19 protein-coding genes and 1 riboswitch are annotated in these 19,175 nt (G+C 73.2%); of the genes, 9 read left to right on the forward strand and 10 right to left on the reverse strand.

Annotation, left to right across the window (positions count from 1 at the left end):
* Nucleotides 1-18: 18 nt before the first annotated feature.
* A complete protein-coding gene (gene tgt / locus J1M40_RS00660; RefSeq protein ID WP_161788132.1) occupies nucleotides 19-1,344 on the forward strand; it encodes a tRNA guanosine(34) transglycosylase Tgt in 1,326 nt (441 codons plus the stop codon).
* 247 nt (nucleotides 1,345-1,591) lie between these two features.
* Entirely contained in the window at nucleotides 1,592-2,533 is a 942-nt protein-coding gene (locus J1M40_RS00665) for an endonuclease domain-containing protein (protein ID WP_161788131.1), read from the forward strand.
* Between the two features lie 100 nt (nucleotides 2,534-2,633).
* Here J1M40_RS00665 and J1M40_RS00670 read toward each other — a convergent pair whose 3' ends face one another.
* Entirely contained in the window at nucleotides 2,634-3,848 is a 1,215-nt protein-coding gene (locus J1M40_RS00670) for an acyl-CoA dehydrogenase family protein (protein WP_102708200.1), read from the reverse strand.
* Between the two features lie 126 nt (nucleotides 3,849-3,974).
* Here J1M40_RS00670 and J1M40_RS00675 point away from each other — a divergent pair, with 126 nt between their 5' ends.
* Nucleotides 3,975-4,580 carry a TetR/AcrR family transcriptional regulator gene (locus tag J1M40_RS00675; RefSeq protein ID WP_095347338.1) on the forward strand — a complete coding sequence of 202 codons (606 nt, stop codon included), beginning with the start codon at nucleotides 3,975-3,977 and terminating at the stop codon, nucleotides 4,578-4,580.
* Between the two features lie 10 nt (nucleotides 4,581-4,590).
* On the opposite strand, the gene J1M40_RS00680 is transcribed toward J1M40_RS00675, so the two are convergent.
* The 3 genes from J1M40_RS00680 to J1M40_RS00690 all read right to left on the reverse strand — a co-directional run bounded on the left by J1M40_RS00680 (nucleotide 4,591) and on the right by J1M40_RS00690 (nucleotide 6,110).
* Nucleotides 4,591-5,226 carry a GNAT family N-acetyltransferase gene (locus tag J1M40_RS00680; protein WP_102708201.1) on the reverse strand — a complete coding sequence of 212 codons (636 nt, stop codon included), beginning with the start codon at nucleotides 5,224-5,226 and terminating at the stop codon, nucleotides 4,591-4,593.
* 99 nt (nucleotides 5,227-5,325) lie between these two features.
* A complete protein-coding gene (locus J1M40_RS00685) occupies nucleotides 5,326-5,649 on the reverse strand; it encodes a putative quinol monooxygenase (RefSeq protein ID WP_010079505.1) in 324 nt (107 codons plus the stop codon).
* Entirely contained in the window at nucleotides 5,646-6,110 is a 465-nt protein-coding gene (locus tag J1M40_RS00690) for a DUF4126 domain-containing protein (protein ID WP_102708202.1), read from the reverse strand. The genes J1M40_RS00685 and J1M40_RS00690 overlap by 4 nt, the downstream gene beginning before the upstream one ends.
* A 131-nt stretch (nucleotides 6,111-6,241) precedes the next feature.
* On the opposite strand from J1M40_RS00690, the gene J1M40_RS00695 reads away from it, so the two are divergent.
* The 3 genes from J1M40_RS00695 to J1M40_RS00705 all read left to right on the forward strand — a co-directional run bounded on the left by J1M40_RS00695 (nucleotide 6,242) and on the right by J1M40_RS00705 (nucleotide 8,746).
* Nucleotides 6,242-7,087 carry a hydroxymethylpyrimidine/phosphomethylpyrimidine kinase gene (locus J1M40_RS00695; RefSeq protein WP_020624820.1) on the forward strand — a complete coding sequence of 282 codons (846 nt, stop codon included), beginning with the start codon at nucleotides 6,242-6,244 and terminating at the stop codon, nucleotides 7,085-7,087.
* Nucleotides 7,088-7,143: 56 nt separating this feature from the next.
* Nucleotides 7,144-8,199, forward strand: a complete 1,056-nt coding sequence (locus tag J1M40_RS00700) for a hypothetical protein (protein ID WP_020624819.1) — start codon at nucleotides 7,144-7,146, stop codon at nucleotides 8,197-8,199.
* Between the two features lie 142 nt (nucleotides 8,200-8,341).
* Nucleotides 8,342-8,746, forward strand: a complete 405-nt coding sequence (locus J1M40_RS00705; RefSeq protein ID WP_241251948.1) for a hypothetical protein — start codon at nucleotides 8,342-8,344, stop codon at nucleotides 8,744-8,746.
* Nucleotides 8,747-8,996: 250 nt separating this feature from the next.
* On the opposite strand, the gene J1M40_RS00710 is transcribed toward J1M40_RS00705, so the two are convergent.
* Both J1M40_RS00710 and J1M40_RS00715 read right to left on the reverse strand, forming a co-directional pair.
* Entirely contained in the window at nucleotides 8,997-10,256 is a 1,260-nt protein-coding gene (locus tag J1M40_RS00710) for a sensor histidine kinase (protein WP_206450340.1), read from the reverse strand.
* Between the two features lie 21 nt (nucleotides 10,257-10,277).
* Nucleotides 10,278-10,451: a hypothetical protein gene (locus J1M40_RS00715; RefSeq protein ID WP_166795239.1), complete on the reverse strand. Its 174-nt coding sequence runs from the start codon at nucleotides 10,449-10,451 to the stop codon at nucleotides 10,278-10,280.
* A 151-nt stretch (nucleotides 10,452-10,602) separates the two neighbouring features.
* On the opposite strand from J1M40_RS00715, the gene J1M40_RS00720 reads away from it, so the two are divergent.
* Complete coding sequence (locus J1M40_RS00720; protein WP_100056586.1) at nucleotides 10,603-11,286, forward strand: response regulator transcription factor; 684 nt, start codon at nucleotides 10,603-10,605, stop codon at nucleotides 11,284-11,286.
* A gap of 11 nt (nucleotides 11,287-11,297) precedes the next feature.
* Here the strand turns inward: J1M40_RS00720 and J1M40_RS00725 are convergent, their stop codons facing one another.
* The 3 genes from J1M40_RS00725 to gcvP all read right to left on the reverse strand — a co-directional run bounded on the left by J1M40_RS00725 (nucleotide 11,298) and on the right by gcvP (nucleotide 16,364).
* Nucleotides 11,298-12,131, reverse strand: coding sequence for a thermonuclease family protein (locus tag J1M40_RS00725; RefSeq protein WP_134415958.1), 834 nt, complete (start codon nucleotides 12,129-12,131; stop codon nucleotides 11,298-11,300).
* Nucleotides 12,132-12,248: 117 nt separating this feature from the next.
* Nucleotides 12,249-13,415 (reverse strand): glycine cleavage system aminomethyltransferase GcvT, encoded by a 1,167-nt coding sequence (gene gcvT / locus J1M40_RS00730; RefSeq protein WP_049146723.1) that lies wholly within the window; start codon nucleotides 13,413-13,415, stop codon nucleotides 12,249-12,251.
* A 12-nt stretch (nucleotides 13,416-13,427) separates the two neighbouring features.
* The gene (gene gcvP, locus J1M40_RS00735; RefSeq protein ID WP_144826212.1) at nucleotides 13,428-16,364 is read right to left on the reverse strand and encodes an aminomethyl-transferring glycine dehydrogenase; all 2,937 of its coding nucleotides are present in this window, start codon (nucleotides 16,362-16,364) and stop codon (nucleotides 13,428-13,430) included.
* A 161-nt stretch (nucleotides 16,365-16,525) separates the two neighbouring features.
* Nucleotides 16,526-16,642, reverse strand: a riboswitch (glycine riboswitch).
* A gap of 159 nt (nucleotides 16,643-16,801) precedes the next feature.
* On the opposite strand from gcvP, the gene J1M40_RS00740 reads away from it, so the two are divergent.
* Together J1M40_RS00740 and J1M40_RS00745 are read left to right on the forward strand one after the other, a co-directional pair.
* Complete coding sequence (locus tag J1M40_RS00740) at nucleotides 16,802-17,215, forward strand: ectoine synthase (protein ID WP_200869976.1); 414 nt, start codon at nucleotides 16,802-16,804, stop codon at nucleotides 17,213-17,215.
* 82 nt (nucleotides 17,216-17,297) lie between these two features.
* Entirely contained in the window at nucleotides 17,298-18,038 is a 741-nt protein-coding gene (locus J1M40_RS00745) for a YoaK family protein (protein WP_115165442.1), read from the forward strand.
* Here J1M40_RS00745 and J1M40_RS00750 read toward each other — a convergent pair.
* Nucleotides 18,013-19,161, reverse strand: coding sequence for an acyl-CoA dehydrogenase family protein (locus J1M40_RS00750; protein WP_206450360.1), 1,149 nt, complete (start codon nucleotides 19,159-19,161; stop codon nucleotides 18,013-18,015). The two genes, J1M40_RS00745 and J1M40_RS00750, sit on opposite strands and share 26 nt — an antisense overlap.
* Nucleotides 19,162-19,175 lie beyond the last annotated feature (14 nt).

Here is a 19,175-nt window from a genome sequence, read left to right on the forward strand (position 1 = left end):
CCCACTACCCTGGATCCCATGCCCGACACCCCGCAGCCCCCCGCCGTTCCCGCGCACCCGGACCACTTCGGCTTCGAGGTGACCCACCGCCTGGAGACCCCCGGGCACGACGGCGCCCCGCTGGGCCGCACGGGCGTCATCACCACGCCGCACGGGCGGATCCAGACCCCGGCGTTCATCCCGGTGGCCACGCAGGCCACGGTCAAGGCGGTGCTGCCGGAGTCGATGAAGGACCTCGGCGCGCAGGCGCTGCTGGCCAACGCGTATCACCTGTACCTGCAGCCCGGCGACGACCTCCTGGACGAGGCCGGCGGCCTCGGCGCGTTCATGAACTGGCCCGGGCCGACCTTCACGGACTCGGGCGGCTTCCAGGTGATGAGCCTCGGCTCGGGCTTCAAGAAGGTCATCGACATGAAGGGCCCCGGCGCGCCCGAGGGGCAGGGCGCCGACGACGCCGTCGCCCCCGGCAAGGAGCGCCTGGCCAACGTCGACGACGACGGCGTCTGGTTCAAGTCCCACCTCACCGGGGACCGGCACCGGTTCACCCCCGAGGTGTCCGTGGGCATCCAGCACAACCTCGGCGCGGACATCATGTTCGCCTTCGACGAGCTGACCACCCTGCACAACTCCCGCGGCTACCAGGAGGAGGCGCTCGAGCGCACCCGCCGCTGGGCCCAGCGCTGCCTCGACGAGCACGCCCGCCTCACCGGGGTCCGCGCGGCGCGGCCGTACCAGGCGCTGTTCGGCGTGATCCAGGGGGCCCAGTACGAGGACCTGCGCCGCAAGGCCTGCCGCGACCTCGCGGGGATGCGGGCCGAGTTCCCGGCCGCGGGGGAGCTCGACGGCGTGACCTCCGGCTTCGACGGCTATGGCGTCGGCGGGGCCCTGGAGAAGGAGAACCTCGGGACCATCGTGGGCTGGTGCGCGCAGGAGCTGCCCGAGGACAAGCCGCGCCACCTGCTGGGCATCTCCGAACCCGATGACCTGTTCACCGCCGTCGAGAACGGCGCCGACACCTTCGACTGCGTCTCCCCCACCCGTGTGGCCCGCACCGGCGCGTTCTACACCCGCGACGGGCGCTACAACCTGCCCGGGGCGAAGTACCGCCGAGACTTCGGCCCGCTGGACCCCGAGTGCGACTGCTACACGTGCGCCCACTACTCCCGCGCGTACCTGCGGCACCTGTTCAAGGCGAAGGAGATGGTGGCGCACACGCTCCTGTCCATCCACAACGAGCGGTTCACGGTCTCGCTCGTGGACCGGATCCGCGCGGCCATGCAGGATGGCACGCTCGCGGAGCTCAAGGGCGAGACCCTCGGCCGGTACTACGCCCCGAAGGGCTGAGGGGCGCTGGGTGCGCCGGCACGCTGCGGGGGGGAGCCAGCACGCTGCGACGGGCGCGAGCCAGACGTTTCTGCTGTTCTGAGGGGGCTGTCTCGACCGATTCGTCTGGCTCAGCGCCGCTCGGACGCGTGGGGGACGTGAGCCAGACGATTCAGCGGCTCCTGCACAGGGCCGCCGACCCGGCTCGCCCTCCACGGCCCTCGCGGTCGCGGCGCCGGGGCCGCCCATGGAAGGAGAAGGTGGCGGCATGGTCGCCCCTCCTCCGCACGACGACGCCACCCTCAGCCCCGTCTTCCCGGTCGCCGCGGGGCTGCAGGCCGGCCTGACGGCCTCGCAGCTGCGCGGCCCCCGGTTCGACGCCCCGCACCACGGGCTGCGGCACACCGCCGGGGGTCAGCCCTCACTGGCCGACGTCGTCCGCGCCCTCCAGCGGACGAACCCCGGCACCGCGGCCACCCACGCCACCGCCGCTCGCCTCTGGGGGATGTGGCTGCCGCGGCAGTGGGAGCGCGGCCCCATCCATCTGGCGCGCACGCGGGCCGAGGGCGGGGCGCCGCGCCGCAGCGGCGTCGTCGGGCATGAGCTGCACCCGCAGGACCCCGTGCTGGTGCGCTCGGGGGTGCGGATCACGACGCCGGCCGCCACCTGGGCGGCGCTGGCGCAGCTGGGTCTGCCATTGGCCGACGTCGTCGCCGCCGGGGACAGCCTGCTGCAACGGGCTGACGGTCCGGCGGGCCGGTGTCGTCCCGGCGAGCATCCGCGGTGCACCGTGCGTGATCTGGAGGCGGAGGTGCTGCGGGTGCGCGGGAGGCGAGGGACGCGGACCCTGCGAGCGGCCCTGCCGCTGCTCAGGGACGGCGCGGATTCGAGACCGGAGACGCTCCTCCGACTGGCGCTGACCGACGCGGGTGTGCCGGAGCCGGAGGTGAATCCGCTGCTTCTGCTGAGTGACGGGTCCGCCGTCCGGCCGGACCTGGTGTGGCGGGAGGCCCGCGTCTGCGTGCAGTACGAGGGCGATCATCACCGGACGGACCCGCAGCAGTGGCGCCGTGACATCGAGCGCGACCGCCGGATGCAGGCCGAGGGGTGGATCGTGCTGCGCGTGACCGCCAGCGTCTTCACCCAGCGGGGCCTCAACGCCCTGCTGCGCGACCTCGCCGCCCACCTGCGGCTCCCTCTGCCTGCGTGAGCCAGACGAATCGGCCGCCGAGCCAGACGAATCGGCGGCAGGGGGGCGTGCGTACCAGCAGAAATCTCTGGCTCACGCCGCCGCCCCCGCTCGCGTCATCTCACACGAACGCGCCGACCCCCGTGATCTCGCGGCCGATGATCAGCCCCTGCACGGTCTCGGTGCCCTCGTAGGTGTGGATCGCCTCGATGTCCGCGAAGTGGCGAGCCACCTCGTTCTGGATGAGGATGCCGTTGCCACCGAGCAGGTCGCGCGCGTTCGCGGCGATGGACCGCGCGGCGCGCGTCGCCGAGTACTTGGCCATGGACGCCATCGGCCCGGTGAGCCGGCCCTCGTCCTCGAGCCGGGTCGCACGCAGCACGAGCAGCTGCACCTGGGTGAGCTGGGAGAGCATCTCGGCCAGGCGGGTCTGCACGCTCTGGGCGGCGGCCAGCGGCCGGCCGAACTGGATGCGCTGCCCCGCGTACTGCACCGCCGCCTCGTAGCAGCCCACGGCCTTCCCGAGGGCGGACCACGCGACGCCCACGCGCGTGGCGAAGAGGACGCGGGAGGTGTCCTTGAAGGAGCGGGCCTCGGGCAGGACGTCGGCGTCGGGCACGAAGACGCCGTCGAGGGTGATGTGGGCCTGGTCGATGGCCCGCAGCGCGACCTTGCCCTTGATGACCTCGGCCGTGTAGCCCTCGGACTCCTGGCGCACGATGAACCCGCGGACCTTCTCGTCCTCGGCGCTGCGCGCCCACACCACGGTCACCCCGCCGGCGGCCCCGTTGCCGATCCACTTCTTGTGCCCGTGCAGTCGCCAGCCGCCGTCGACGCGCTCGGCGCGGGTCTCCAGCGAGACCGAGTCGGAGCCGTGGGTCGGCTCCGTGAGGGCGAAGGCGCCGTAGAGCTCGCCGCGCGCCATGGCCGGCAGGTGCTCGGCACGCTGCTCCTCGCTGCCGCACAGCTGGATCGAGCGCATGGCCAGACCGCCCTGCACGCCCGTCATCGTGGCGATCGAGCCGTCCAGGCGCGAGAGCTCCATCATGGCCAGGCCCGCTGCAACGCGGGAGACGTCGGGCAGCCCGTCCACGGGGACGCCGTCGCGCAGCAGGTCGGCCTGCCCCAGGCGGGCCACGAGGTCCAGCGGGTACTCGTGGCGGTCCCACGCCTCCCGGATCCGGGGCAGCACGTCCGGCTCGAGGGCGAAGGCGCGGGCCCGACGCCACACGTCCTTCTCGGCGTCGGACACGTCCGTGAGTGCGAGGTAGAAGTCGGTGTCCAGCGGCGTGGCGACGTCGTACTCGGGCTCGACGGTGGGCAGGGTCTCGGTCATGGTGGCCTCCCGGGCGGGGTCGGAGAGATGGGTGTGTCCGTCATCACCCTACACCGACTGACACGCCATCTCACAGAATCAGACGCAGTCTCACCTCCTCTCCGCGCCCGTGGCACCATGGCCCGCATGACGACGCCCGCCGAGGACACCCTCACCGCCCTGATCCACCTGCTGGACCGCGAGGGCTACGACGCCGTCACGGCCGACCAGCTCGCCCGCCAGGCCGGCATGAGCCGGGCCAGCTTCTTCCGCCACCTCGGCGGGAAGGAGGAGGTGGTCTTCGCCGACCACGCGGCGCTGCTCGCCCGCCTGGACGACTTCCTGCGCGGCACCTCCCTCGGCGTGCGGGAGGCCCTGGAGGAGGCGGTCCTCCAGGTCTTCCGGCATCACACCGCCGATCCGGACCGGGCCCGGGCGCGCTCCCGCCTGCTGCGCGGCTCCCAGTCGCTGCGCACGCGCGAGCTGCTCACCTCGCACCGCTACACGGAGCTGTTCTCCGGCTGGCTCGCCACGGCCCTGCCGGACACGCCCGTGCGCGGCGGGGTCGCCGTCGGGCTGGCGGCGGCCGTGGTGGCCGTCCACAACCGCGCCCTGCGGGCGTGGCTCCACGCCCCGGCCGACGACGCCGAGGCCGGCCTGCGCGCGGACCTCGCGGAGGTCATCGCGCGGCTCACGGCCGAGCCGGCCGAGGCCGAGCGGACGCTCGCCGCCGTGCGCCGACTCCTGGACTGAGACCGGGCTCTCAGCGGCCGGCGACCTGCGCGTTCTCCGCCCCGAACGCGGGCGGGTAGCGGAACTCGCCGGCCGGCACCTCGGCCCCGTCCTGGAGCGTGAGGACCTGCAGCGCCTCGGGCTGCCGGGCGAAGGCCGCGTGCACGCCGTGCTCGGAGGCCCGGTGGAAGCCGAACTTCGCGTAGTACTCGGGCCAGCCGTAGACCACCACGACCTCCTCGCCGTCGGCCTGCGCCTTCTGCAGCAGGGCGTTGACGAGCGCGGTGCCGGCGCCCTCGCCCTGATGCTCGGGCAGGACGCCGTGCGGGGCGAGGGCGAGCACCTGGGCGTCGTCGATGTGGGCCCGGACCAGGGTGCCGTAGCCCATCGGGTCCGACTGCAGGTCCGTGCCGGGGATCGCGGCGGTCATGGCCACGAGGGAGTACTGGGGCAGCCAGCCCTCCGCGCCGCCGGCGAGCTCCTCGACGAGGTCGGCCTCGGCCGTGGACGCGAAGGCGAGTTCGGCGATCTGGCGGACGGCGCGGCGGTCCGCCGGATCGTCGTGATCGGCCTCGCGGGTGGACCAGCGGTGACCGAGATCCTGGCCGGCAGGGACGTGGGCGGCGCGGTGGCCGGGGGTCTGGGTGCTGTTCTGCTCGGCGCTCATGCGCTCACCGTAGCCAGGGTGTGACCCCGGATACAGGGACGGCGCCCTGCGTCACGCTCGTGACGCGGGCGCCGTCGCCTCCTCTGGCCGGGGGCGGGCTCAGTCGATCTGCAGCTCGCCCATCGGGCCGAAGCCCTCCGCACCGACCTGCTCGGAGATGATCTGGGGCGTGCTCGCCAGCAGCGGGCGCATCGCGTCCAGGCCCTCCTGGAAGTGCGGGGACGCGACGTGGGCCTGCGCTCCCTCGTCCGTGAACCCCTCGAGCAGGAAGTACTCGTTCGGGCCGCCCTCCACCGGGCGGTACCACTCGAAGAACAGGTTGCCGGGCTCGGAGCGCACGTCCGCGGTGTACTTCGCGACGGCGTCCATCCACTCGTCGGCACGCTCGGGCTGGACGGTGAACTTCAGGTTGATGAGGATCATGCCGTCCATTCTGGTCCACCCGGCACGGCCGCGGCACGGCCTCGCGTCCGCCGCGCGCGGAACCGCCGGGCCAGCAGCCACAGGCCCACGACGACGGCGACCACCAGCACGGCGACCAGCACCGGCAGGAACAGCGCGGCCGCGACGAGGCCGGCCGCCGAGACGTCCTCGGCCGCCGAGAGCACGGGCGCGGCGGCCCCCACCGTGACCGTGTCGGCTCCCACGACCGTCTGGACGACGTCGTTGACCGCGTCCACCCCGGGGATCTTGTCCGCGACGAGCTCGAGCGCGAGCAGGGCGCCGAGGATCCAGAGGGAGGCGTCGGCGGCGAGCCACGTCCACCCCGCGGGCAGGTCGACGAGCCCCGTGAACCGGTCCAGCAGACCCAGGGCGAGCAGGGGGATGTAGGCGTTGAGCCCGGCCGAGGTGGCCAGGCCCGTGCCGGTGAGGAACTCGAGCACGTCCGTCCCCGTCCTTCGCGGGTCGCTCGGGGCGCCCGGGCGGACGCTCCGGGTCCGAGGACCCTCGTTCCCCGGTGAACACCGCCGGCCGTCGGGCGCTTCCCGTCCGGGGTCGGTCCTACCATGGGCGCATGCCCCAGACCGCTCACTCCCCCCAGCACTCCGCCTCCGCCCCCGCGCTCGCCCTGACCATCGCCGGGTCCGAGGCCACCGGCGGCGCCGGCGCCCAGGCCGACCTCAAGACGTTCCAGGAACTCGGCGTCTTCGGCATCGTGGCGCTGACCTGCATCGTCTCCTTCGACCCGGAGGACGACTGGAACCACCGCTTCTTCCCCGTGCCCACCGAGATCCTCCAGCAGCAGCTCGACGCCATCCAGGGCGACTACCCGGAGCGGCTGCGCACCGTGAAGCTGGGCATGCAGGGCTCCCCGGAGGTCATCCGCACCTCGGCCGCGGCCCTGCGCCGCGCCGAGTGGGACCACGTGGTCCTGGACCCCGTGCTCATCTGCAAGGGCCAGGAGCCGGGCCACGCCCTGGACACGGACCAGGCGCTCAAGGCCGAGCTGCTGCCGCTGGCCACCTTCACCACCCCGAACCACTTCGAGACGGAGCAGCTCTCCGGCATGACCGTGCGCTCGGTCGAGGACCTGACGGCGGCCGCTCGGCGCATCCACGAGATCTCCGGCGCGGCCGTCCTGGCCAAGGGCGGGATGCACCTGCCCGGCCCGGACGCCGTGGACGTGTTCGTGGACGGGGACACCGTGGAGGTGCTCTCCGCCCCGAAGATCGGCCAGTCCGGCGTCTCTGGTGCGGGCTGCTCGCTCGCCGCCGCCGTCACCGCCGAGTTGGCCAAGGGTGCCACCACGCTCGAGGCCGCGCGCCGCGCCAAGGAGTTCGTGCGAGCCGGCATCGCGCAGGCGGTGGAGGGCCGCACGCCGTTCGCCGCCCTGTGGCAGGGCGGCCTGCGCTCCGCTTGAGCGCGCACGTGGGCCGCTGACTCGTCCTGAGCCGGGCGGTGCGCCACACTGGGGGCATGAAGCTCCCCTCCCCCGCCCCTTCCGCCCCCGGCGAGGTCCACCACTCGGCGTCGTCCGTTCCCGTCGACGGCGTCGAGGCCGTCTTCCCCGCGCTGCGCCAGCGCGCCCTCGCCCCGGGCGGCCGGCTCTACGGGCTGGCGGCGGCGGCCGCGGTCGGCGGGCTCACCCTGCTGGATCCGCACGCCCGCCGAGGGCGCGAGCGTCGGGCCCTCGCAGAGCTCGAGGCCGCCGTCAGCGGCACGGTCCTCGCGGCCGAGACCGCCAACGCCCTCCACACCGCCGCGATCGCCGACGGCGAGGTGGCCCCCTCCCCCGCCGCGCGTGCCCTGCGCGGGCTCGGCGGGCTGGCCGTCGGCGGCGCGGTCGCGGCGGTCACGCTGCGTGCCACCGGCCTGAACGACCGGATCGACGGTGCCCTGGTGCGCGGGCTCCAGCGGGTCGGCGTCCCCGCCCCGCGCGTCGCGCTGGCCGCAGCGGCCTCCCTGGCGATGCTGCTGGCCAACGAGGACGCCCGCCGGACCCGCCGCGACGCCGTCGAACTCGCCGTCACCGGACCCGCCGGCCTGGACGAGGACCCGGTCGACGAGGTCGAGCCGGAGGCCACCGCCGAGCTGCCGGTCGAGGTGCGCGTGCTGCTCGAGACCCTGCTCGACCCGGCGCTGGCCGAGGGCCGGGACCTGCCCGGGGCTGAGGCGCTGCGCTCCCAGCTGCCGCACGCGCGCACCGTCGCATCGGTGGCCGAGGCCATCCGTGAAGCCGGCGAGGTCCCGGACTGGGTGCCGCTCGTCGTCCAGACCGACGACGACGTCCGGCGCGCGGTGCCGAACGACTGCGTCTGGCCCGTCCGCGGCCGCTTCGCCTCCGGATCCGCCGGAGGACACGAGCTCGAGCTGCGCCTGCAGGTGATCGACGGGGAGATCGGCGCCCTGACGGTGACCCTGCCCGCGGACGCCGAGGCGGACAGCGACGCCTGGGACGCGTTCCAGGAGATCGAGTCCTTCCCCGGCGTCGAGGACCTGGCCTTCCACGTGGACGGCGACCGGCGCGCCTGACCGGGAACTCTCCCGGGGCCCGTCCAGCCCGGCCCACTACAGTGGGGACCCGCCCGACGTCGTCGATCCCCCCGCCCCGGTCGCGTCCGCCGCCCGTGCCCGTCGCCGCGCGGCCCGTTCCGGCCCCCGCCCGCAGCTGCGCATGGGACTGAACGGGTTCCTCGTGGCCTGGCTGCTGCCCAACCTCGTGATGGCCGCCGTGGTGGCGATCCTGGCCGTGGTCCCGGGCCTGCAGGCCTTCGGCAGCCTGACACCGCTGCTGACGGTGGTCGGGGTCGCCGGGCTGGTGGTGGGGCTGCCGCTGTGCCTGCTCGTGAACTGGGCGTTCCGGCACGTGCTCAACCAGTGGGTCCACGTGCTGGCGTACGCGCTGATCGGCATGCTCTACGGCCTGGTGGTGCTCACGCAGGGCGCGGCGGGCATCCTGCCGATGCTCATCCCGGTGATCGGCTTCCCGGCCGCCGTGCTCATGGCCCTGGGCCGGACGGCGGCCCGTCCCCTCGTCCGCACGGTCACCCCGGAGCCGTCGCCCGCCGAGCCGGCCTGAGCACGCCCGACAACGAGAAAGGACGATGGCCGGATGGCCATCGTCCTTCTCGGAACCGCGTCCGGGGCCCGCATCCCCTCAGGCATGTATCCCGGCTCGTGATTCGCACTGTGCACCGTCTCAATGGGGCATGACCCACTCTAGGAGGGACGACGGCGCCCCCGACAGTGGCGGAAGGTGCAGACTTTCGGGCCCTGATGTGATGCAGGTCACATGGGTCTGGTCCGCCGCTGCGACGGCGTCGGCCTCGTCAGACGGACCTGGGGAGCACCGCGCGCACCCGCCACCCCCAGCCCCCCGGCCCGGCCTCGATCGTGCCGCCGAAGGTGGCCACGCGATCCCGCATGGAGTTCAGGCCCACACCGGAGGAGTTCCACTGCGGCGGGCCGGACCGCTCGGTGACGGTGTTCTCCACCTCGAGCACCACGTCCGGCCCCGCGTCGCGGAGTTCGATGCACACGCGCGCGCCCTCGCCGGCGTGCTTGGCGACGTTCGTGGTGGCCTCCTGGAGCACCCGGTGCAGGGTGGAGCGCACGGAGATCGGCATCGCGTTCTGGTCGCAGCGGACGTCCGTCTCCACCGTCATTCCGAGACTGCGCAGCTCCTCGGCCAGTTGGGCCACGGGCAGCACCGGATCCGCGGACGTCGCCCCGTCCGCGCCCCCCGCGGCGCCCGGCTCACCGCTCGGGTCCACGATCCCGTCCTCCTGGAGGATGGAGAGCATGCGCCGCAGGTCCCGCAGCGCGTCCTTCGCGGAGTCCCCCACCACGTCCAGCACGCCCTGAGCCGCCTCCGGGGCGCCGAGGTAGCGTGCCGTCCGAGCCTGCATCGAGATGATCGTGAGGTTGTGCGCGACCACGTCGTGCAGGTCGCGGGCCAGGGAGCGACGCTCGGCCTCGGCGGCCAGCCGGGCCCGCTCCTCCGCCTCGAACACCCGGCGGCGATCCCGCTCCCGCCGGGCCAAGCTCTCGCGGATGAAGAGCCCGCCGCCGAGGCCCATGGACATGAGCAGCAGGATGAACCACGTCGCGTTCGACTGACCCACCGCGAACGGCTGGGCGACGCCCCAGGTCAGTGCCAGGACGGCGGCCGTGACGACGAACCCCCAGGAACGGGCGGTCGCCGCGACGGCCCCGAGGACCACGGGCGCGACGACGGCGAAGAGCACCTCGGAACCGCCGACGACGGTCGCGACGGCCCCGGGCAGGAGCAGGGCGAAGCCCACCGTGCTGCGCCACCACTGGGCGAGGAAGGCGCTGGTCGCCGACGCGATGGCGATCCCGTCCAGGACCGGGATGGCGCCGTGGCCCGGGCCGAAAAGACCGATGTCGGACGCGGTCGAGGCGAGCAGGAAGGCCGACCCGAAGGCGAGATAGACGCGGCTCAGCGGCGCCGCGGCCCAGAACGCGCCCCACCGCAGGCTGCGCGGCTGACGCCACGACGAGGAGCGGCGCGCCCGGGAGGGCGCGCCGCTCCGGACGGAGGGGATCGATGGGCTCGAATCAGGCATCAGGGGCGGACCGACCCGGGGTCAGTCGCACCAGATGCCGAAGTGGCGACAGGTCCACTCCGCAGTGCCCTTGGAGAGGCCCAGGGGCGTGACGACGTCGTCCTCGGCCGAGGCCGCCGAGGCGGCGGCGGCCGGAGCGCCGACGAGGGTGGAGGCGAGAAGGAGAGCGGAAGCGAGGAGAGCGCGAGTCTTCATGGCCCCAGTATGTATGACGCCCGTCACAAATGGTGCACGCCGCGCACAGGCCGCGCCGCGGCATGGCGCAGATGACGGCCGGCGGGCACCCCGGCCTCGCCCCGACGCCGACAAGGTGGCATGCGCCACAGCACCGGTTACGCTGACCTGCGTGTCCGAAGAGCTGCGCATCCTGATCGCCGACGACCAGCCGCTCATGAGCGGCGCGCTCCGCGTGCTCGTCGACTCTGCCCCCGGCATGACCTGCGTGGGTGTGGTCGCCAACGGCGTCGAAGCCGTGGAGGCGTGCGCCGCCATCGAGCCGGACGTGGTCCTGATGGACATGCAGATGCCCCTGATGGACGGGGTGGAGGCCACACGCCGGATCAAGGAGACCCACCCCGCGATCCGGGTCCTGGCGATCACCACGTTCACGTCCGAGGACTATCTCGTGCCGGCCCTGCGCGCCGGAGCGGGCGGCTACCTCCTCAAGGACGCGGAGCCGCCGGCCATCCTGGGCGCCATTCAGGCCGTCCATCGCGGCGAGTCCGTGCTCTCCCCCGCCGTGGCGACCAAGCTGCTCGCCTCGATCGAGCGGGACCGGCCGACGGTGGGCCCCACCTCGGTGCAGCCCGGCAGCCCCGACGGCTCCGACCTCACCGAGCGGGAGCTGGGCGTGCTGCGGCTGCTGGCCAGGGGTCAGTCGAACCCGGAGATCGCCGCGAACCTCTTCGTCTCCGAGTCCACGGTCAAGGCCAACCTCACGCGGATCATGGCCAAGCTGGAGGTCCGCGACCGCGTCCAGCTGATCATCCGGGCGGCCCAGCTCGGGCTCGTCACCCTCGCCCTGGACTGAGCGCGGCGGGGTCAGCCACGGGCCGCGATCTCGTTGCGCCGCGTGTTGAGGTCCTTCAGGACTTGCATCCCGTGCTCCACCACCGGGTCCGCCTCGGCCAGGAGCGACTCCTTGGCCGGCCCGTAGGCGAGGTCGGCGAACGTGCCGTTCTCCGGGTCGAGGGCCCGGATCTCCTGCTGCACCAGGCGCACCTGGTCCAGGCCGGCCGCGTACTCCACCGCTCGCTCGTCGATCTTCGTCAGGGACGCCTCCGCGTCCTCCGGGATCTGCTCCAGGGCGAACTGGGCCTCGTAGAGCCGGTTCTGGTACGTGCAGGGCTCCTCGATGTCGTAGAGCCCCACGCCGCGACCCACGGCCTCCTGATTGGCCTGGGCGATCTCCTCCGCCAGGCGCTTGCCGACGGCGACATCCGTGGGGGCGGCCATGCCGGCCTCCGCCATGGCCACGTTGACGGTGCCGCCGCCGATCGAGATGACCGCGCTCTCCATCCCTTCGGGCGCGCCCTCGTCCGAGGTGGTCATGCTCGCGGTCGCCCCCTGCGGGAGCCGATCACGCAGCCAGGAGTAGGACTCCTCCCCCATGCAGAGGTTGGGGCCGACCTTGAGGCCCTCCGGGTTGCGGCCCGCGCTCGTGACGCCGGCGAGGACCACGGTCCGCTCGGTGCCGCCTTGGTTCACCACCACGGTGTTGCCGTCCAGCACGGTGACGATGTCCACGCGGGCGGCGTCGGCGGCCACGCCGCGGAGGACGGTGACGATGCCCAGCAGGAGCAGGACGGCGGCGACGGCGAGGAAGACCAGCAGCCCCTTCAGGGGGACCCGGGCACGGGCGGCGACGTGAGTCATGCGGACTTCCTGCAGGTGGACGGCGGGACGGGGGGCCGCGACGATGGCCCGGAGCCCGAGTCTAGCGAAGGGCCCCGGGACCGCCGAGCGGCGGGCCGAGGGACGGCTGCGTCGGGCTCAGCGCTCCCGGCGGTAGAACGGCGTGGCCACCACGGTGAACGGCTCGCCGCGGCCGCGCAGGTCCACCTGCAGGGACGTGCCCTCGGCGGCCACGTCGCGGCGGACACGGGCCAGGGCGATGGGGTGTCCGAGGGTCGGGCTGGGGGCGCCCGAGGTCACCTCGCCCACCCGCTCGCCGGACTCGTCCAGCACGGCGTAACCGTGCCGGGCGGCACGCCGACCCGCGCCCTGCAGCCCCACGAGGACCTCCTCGACGTCGTCCCTGCCGACCAGCGCGGATCGTCCGACGAAGTCGGCCTCCTTGCTCGCGGGCACCGCGAAGCCGACGCCAGAGGCGTGCGGCTGGTGCCCGGTGTCCAACTCGTTGCCGTAGAGCGGCATGCCCGCCTCGAGGCGCAGCGAGTCCCGCGAGGCGAGCCCGCACAGCGTCAGCTCCACGCCCGCCTCGTCCGCGGCCGAGAGCATCGTGTTCCACACGGCGGAGCCGCGGTCGCCGGCCTCGGCGGTGGAGGCGGCGGGCAGGAACAGCTCGAAGCCGTCCTCACCGGTGTAGCCGGTGCGGGCGACGACGGCGATGACGTCACCGGCGTCCGTGGGCACGGTCAGGGTCAGGTGGCCGTAGTACTTCAGCTCGGACAGCTGCGCCGCGGCCTCCGGCATGGCCCGGGCGAGGATCCTCTCGGCCTGCGGGCCCTGCACGGCCACGAGGGCGGTGGTCGAGGACTCGTCCTCGACGACGGCGTCCCAGCCCGACGCCCGCTGGTTCAGGGCGGTGTGGACCGCGGCGATGTTGCCAGCGTTGGGCACCACCAGGTAGTCGGGCTCGGAGCCGGCCTCGCCGTCGTCCATCCGGTAGACGATCGTGTCGTCCAGGATGGTGCCGGCGTCCGTCAGGCACAGGGCGTACTTGGCGCGGCCGGGCTTCAACGTGGAGAGCACGCTCGAGAGGGCGTGGTCCAGCATGGCCCCGGCCTCCGGGCCGGTGACCCGGATCTCGCCCATGTGGGAGAGATCGAACAGGCCGGCGGAGGTGCGCACGGCCTTGTGCTCGGCCAGCTCGGAGCCGTACTTCAGGGGCATGTTCCAGCCGCCGAAGTCCGTGAACGTGGCGCCCGCGGCCTCGTGGACCGGGTGCAGCGGGGAGTTGCGCGTCGAATCGCTCATGGGGTGATCCTCTCAGTCCTCGTCGGCGGTGTCGGCCACGGCGTCCTCGAACGCCTCGGGCGGCGGGCACGAGCACACGAGGTTGCGATCGCCGTAAGCGCCGTCGATGCGGCCCACCGGCGGCAGGTACTTGTCCAGACGCAGGCTCGGCACCGGCGTGCCCGCCTGGGCGCGCGAGTAGGGGCGATCCCACTCGTCGGCCATCAGGACGTTGAGGGTGTGCGGGGCGCGACGCAGGACGGAGTCCGCCACGGTCTCCGGGGTGACGGCGGTGATCTCGGCGTGGATGGCCTCCATCGCCTCGATGAACCGCTCGATCTCCTCGAGGTCCTCGGACTCGGTGGGCTCCACCATGAGCGTGCCGGCCACGGGGAACGCCAGGGTGGGGGCGTGGAACCCGTAGTCGATGAGGCGCTTGCACACGTCCTCGGCGGTCACGCCCGTGCGGGCCGTGAGCTCGCGCAGGTCGAGGATGCACTCGTGCGCCACGAGGCCGTCGTTGCCCGTGTACAGCGTCGGGTAGAGGGGCGCGAGGCGGCGGGAGATGTAGTTGGCGCCCAGCAGCGCGTGCGCGGTGGCGGAGCGCAGGCCCTCGGCGCCCATCAGGTGGATGTAGGCCCAGGAGATGGGCAGCACGCCGGCCGAGCCGTGCGGGGCCGCGGTCATCAGGGCCTCGCGGGAGGGCAGGTACGGCACCAGGTGCTCGCCCACCGCCACGGGGCCCACGCCCGGGCCCCCGCCGCCGTGCGGGATGCAGAACGTCTTGTGCAGGTTCAGGTGGGAGACGTCTCCGCCGAACTCGCCCGGCTGGGCCAGGCCCACGAGCGCGTTGAGGTTGGCGCCGTCGATGTACACCTGGCCGCCCGCGGCGTGCACCGTGGCGCAGACCTCCTTGACGTCGGCGTCGTAGACGCCGTGCGTGGAGGGGTAGGTGATCATGATGGCCGCGATGCGGCCCTCGTTCGCCGCGATCTTGGCGTCCAGGTCGGCGGCGTCGATCGTGCCGTCGTCGGCGGTGGCGACGACGACGACCTTCAGCCCCGCCAGCACGGCCGAGGCCGCGTTGGTGCCGTGGGCGGAGGCCGGGATCAGGCAGATGTCCCGCTCACCCTCACCGCGGGCCAGGTGGTACTGGCGGATGGCCCACAGGCCCGCGAACTCGCCCTGCGAGCCGGCGTTCGGGGCCACCGAGACGCCCGCGTAGCCGGTGATCTCGGCGAGCTTGGCCTCCAGATCCGCGATCAGGAACCGCCAGCCCTCGGTCTGGTGGTCGGGCGCGAACGGGTGGATGGAGCAGAACTCGGGCCAGGAGATGGCCTCCATCTCCGCGGTGGCATTGAGCTTCATGGTGCACGAGCCCAGCGGGATCATGGTGCGGTCCAGCGCCAGGTCGTAGCCGGAGAGGCGGCGCAGGTAGCGCAGCATCTTCGTCTCCGAGTGGTGGGTGTTGAACACCGGGTGCATCATGAACGCGGAGGAGCGGCGCAGCGACTCCGGCACGGCCGGGGTGGCCACGGCGCCCTCGTGCGCAGAGGCCGGCAGGGAGCCCGCGTCCAGGCCGAACGCCGTCAGGACGGCCACGAGGTCGGCGTCGACGGTGGTCTCATCGGCTGCGATCCGCAGGGTGTCCGCGTCCACCAGGCGCAGGTTCACGCCGTTCTCCTCGGCGGCCTGCAGGACCTGCTCGGCCCGGCCGGGCACGCGGACGGTGATCGTGTCGAAGAAGTGCTCCTCGGCGACCTCGACGCCACCGGCCCGCAGCGCCTCCGCCAGGCGGACGGCCTGGGCGTGGGCGTGGCGGGCGATGCGGGCGATGCCCTGGGGGCCGTGGTAGACGGCGTACATCGAGGCGACGATCGCGAGCAGCGCCTGGGCGGTGCAGATGTTGGAGGTGGCCTTCTCGCGCCGGATGTGCTGTTCGCGCGTCTGGAGGGCGAGGCGGTAGGCGGGCTTGCCGGCGTCGTCGTGGGAGACGCCCACGAGGCGGCCCGGCATGCTGCGCTGCAGGCCCTCCTTCACGGCCATGTAGGCGGCGTGGGGGCCGCCGAAGAACAGGGGCACGCCGAAGCGCTGCGTGGAGCCGACGGCGATGTCCGCGCCCTGTTCCCCGGGCGGGGTGATCAGGGCGAGGGAGAGGATGTCCGCCGCGACGGTCACGAGGGCGCCGGCCTCCTTGGCCTGCGCGATGACGGCGGCGTGGTCGTGGATGCGGCCGGAGTCGCCGGGCTGCTGCAGCACGACGCCGCACAGGCCCTTCTCCTCGACCTCGGCGCGGACGTCCTCCGGGATGCCTGCGGAGAGGTCGGCCACGCGCACGTCGATGCCCACGGCCTCGGCGCGCAGGCGCACCACGGAGAGGGTCTGCGGGAAGAGATCCGCGTCGAGGAGGGTGACGCCGTCGGTCCTGCGGCGGTTGGCGCGGTGCATGAGGAGCACGGCCTCGGCGGCGGCGGAGGCCTCGTCCAGCAGGGAGGCGTTGGCGATGTCCAGGCCGGTGAGGTCCTGGACCATCGTCTGGTAGTTCAGGAGGGCTTCGAGGCGGCCCTGGGAGATCTCCGGCTGGTACGGCGTGTAGGCCGTGTACCAGGCCGGGTTCTCCAGCACCTTGCGGAGGATGACGCCCGGGGTGACGGTGTCCGAGAAGCCCTGCCCGATCATCTGGGTCTTCATGACGTTGCGGCCGGCGATCTCGCGCAGCTGCTCCAGGACCGCGGACTCGGTCAGCGGGGCGGGCAGCTCGAGGGGCTTCGGCTGGCGGATGCCGGCGGGGACGGCGGTGTCCACGAGGGCCTCGAGCGAGTCGTAGCCCAGGGTCTGCAGCATGTGCTCGACGTCCGCGGGGCGCGGGCCGATGTGGCGGGCCACGAAGGGGGCCGAGGCGGTGTCCTTGGGCTCGACGCGCTCGTGGGGCAGCGCGGTCGTGCTCTCGGTGGTCTGGGGGCTGGTCACGGGGTACCTCCGGGGGATCCTGCCGTGGTCACGGCGTGGGTCTGCTCCTCCCCGCTCTGTCATGGACCTGAGAGTTTCCGACGCCCGGGTGGGCGGCTTGCACCGTCGGTGGTCTCGGTCCGGACGCGGGCGCGGCGGAGTGAGACGCTTTCCAGAGCGCCTGACCCCACGCGGTACGGATGCCTGAGAGATTCCCGGGGAGGGTTTGCTCCTTCGGCGGCCTGCTCACGCGGCCGGCCGGGGCAGGACGCGCGCCGACGCTCTCCCGCGCGGGGCATGCGGCGTGCCGTCAGTATCCCACACGTGTAGGCCGCGTCACAGGGCGCCCGGGAGGGGCCGGACGGGGCGTGTCGAAGGCTTTCGTTGATGAAACGGGCGCCCGGGAGGGGTTGAGTCGCCCCACGCGCCCGGGTCTACCGTGGCGAGGACGGGCGGGCGTGTTCCTCCGCCCCGGAGCCGACCGAGGGAGCGATCCACCCATATACACCCGCAGCCGGAACGACGTCGAGAAGGTCGAGTGGGGCGGGGGCACCTCCGAACGCCTCCTCACCGCGAAGGACGAGATGGGCTTCGCCGTCGCCCACACGATCGTGCGCGCCGGATCGTCCTCGAAGCTCCAGTACCGCAACCACCAGGAGGCCTGCTACTGCATCGCGGGCAACGGCTCCGTGGTGGAGCCGGACGGCACCGTCCACGAGATCACGCCGGGTGTCATCTACGTCCTGCCGGACCACGAGCCGCACGACCTGCGCGGCGGCACCGAGGACATGCACCTGATCTCGGTGTTCAACCCCGCCATCACCGGCGACGAGAAGCACACCCTGTCGGAGGACGGCTACTCCAGCTACTGAGCCCGGGCACGGTGAGGGAGGCGTCGACGACGGCGCCTCCCGCGTCGGCGCCGACGGCAGCGTCCGGTCGTAGGGTGGCGGGGTGCTCAACCTGTGCGCCCCCGAGCGCACCGTGCGCCGCAACACCCACCTGGCGCTGGTGCTGACCGCGATCGCGGGGATCCTCAACTCCGTGGGCTTCGTCGCCGTGGCCACGTACACGTCCCACATGACGGGGATCGTGGCGTCCATGGCGGACGCGGCGGTCCTCCACGCCCCGGGTCTGGTCGGCACGGGCCTGCTCGCGCTGGCCATGTTCATCCTGGGCGCGGTCGTCTGCGCGCTGGTGTTCAACTGGGGCCGGGTCAACGGCCTCCGGTCGCGGTACGCCAACATCCTCCTGCTCGAGGGCGTCGGCATGCTGGTGTTCGGCCTGCTCGCCGAGCACGTCCGCGATGCGCACCGGCCGCTCGTCGTGGTGGCCGTGCTGTGCTTCACCATGGGCCTGCAGAACGCCTTGATCACCCGCATCGGGGCGTGGCCGATCCGCACCACGCACGTGACGGGCATGGTCACGGACATCGGCGTCGAGCTCGGCAAGATCCTGTACCGCAACGCGCCCGCGGCCGTGGCCCCCGTCGTCGGGGAGCCGCGGCGCGTGGGACTGCTGGCGCTGCTCGTGGCCCTGTTCTTCCTGGGCGGGGTGGCGGGCGCGGCCGGCTACCTCTGGCTGGACTTCGAGGTGGTCATCCCGGTGGCCGGCGTGCTGCTGCTCATCGCCCACCGCCCGCTGGTCCAAGACCTGCAGGACGCGTGGCTCACACGAAGGCCGAGACGCCGGTGAGGGCCCGCCCCACGATCAGGGTGTTCATGCCGTAGGAGCCCTCGTAGGAGTAGATGGCCTCCACGTCCCCCATGATCTTGGCGATCTCGTGCTCCGTGAGCAGGCCGTTGCCGCCGAGGGCGTCGCGGGCGAGCGCCGCCGAGGACCGGGCCAGCCGGGTCGAGGTGGCCTTGGCCATCGCCGCGTGCATCATCTCCATCCGCCCCTCCTGCCGCAGGGCGTCCACCTGGAGCATCATCCCGGCGGAGGCGGCCAGGTTGCCGGCGACCTCGGCGATCTGGGCCTGGATCAGCTGGAACGCGGCCAGTGGGCGGCCGAACTGCTCCCGCCGCAGCGCGTAGGAGCGCAGCACGTCCAGCACGCCCATCTGCGCGCCGACGCCCTGCCAGCCGACCCACATGCGCGAGTCGCGCAGCAGGGTGCGGGTGGCGGCGAAGGTGGTGGCGCCGGGCAGGATCGCGTCCGCGGGCAGGCGCACGTCCAGGGTGATGTCCGCATTCTGCATGATCCGCAGGCCCATCTTCCCGCTGATCTTGGTGGCCTCGTAGCCGGGGGTGTCGGTGGGCACCACGAAGCCCTTGATCTCGCCGTCGGCGGTGTCGCGCGCCCAGACGAGCGCGACGTCGGCGATCGTGCCGGCCCCGATCCAGCGCTTGGCGCCGCGGATGACCCACTCATCGCCGTCGCGGGTGGCGGTGGTGGCGAGGCCGCCGGCGATGTCCGAGCCGTGGTCCGGCTCGGTGAGGCAGAACGCGCCCAGGGCGTCGAAGGATTCGAGGCGCCCCTGCCACGTGGCCTTCTGCCGCTCCGAGCCCAGGCCGGTGATCATGCCGAGGTTGAGCTCGTTGTGGATGCCCACGAGGGCGGACAGGGACAGGTCCACGCGGGCGATCTCCGCGTGCACGAGCTGCTGGAACAGCGAGGACGAGCCGTCCAGGACGAGGCGCCCCAGACCCAGCTCGGCCAGGCCCGGCAGCAGGTCGAACGCGAACTCCTCGGCGTCCCAGTAGCGGGTCAGGTGTGGCCGCACGCGGGTCTGCAGGTGGTCCTCGATCGCGTCGAGCCGGGCACGCTCGACCGGTTCGAGGCGGTCCCGCAGGCGCAGCAGGTCCACGTGGGGCAGGCCGGGGGGGACGG

The organism is Micrococcus sp. KRD026 (genome assembly GCF_017168445.1).
Lineage (GTDB): Bacteria > Actinomycetota > Actinomycetes > Actinomycetales > Micrococcaceae > Micrococcus > Micrococcus luteus.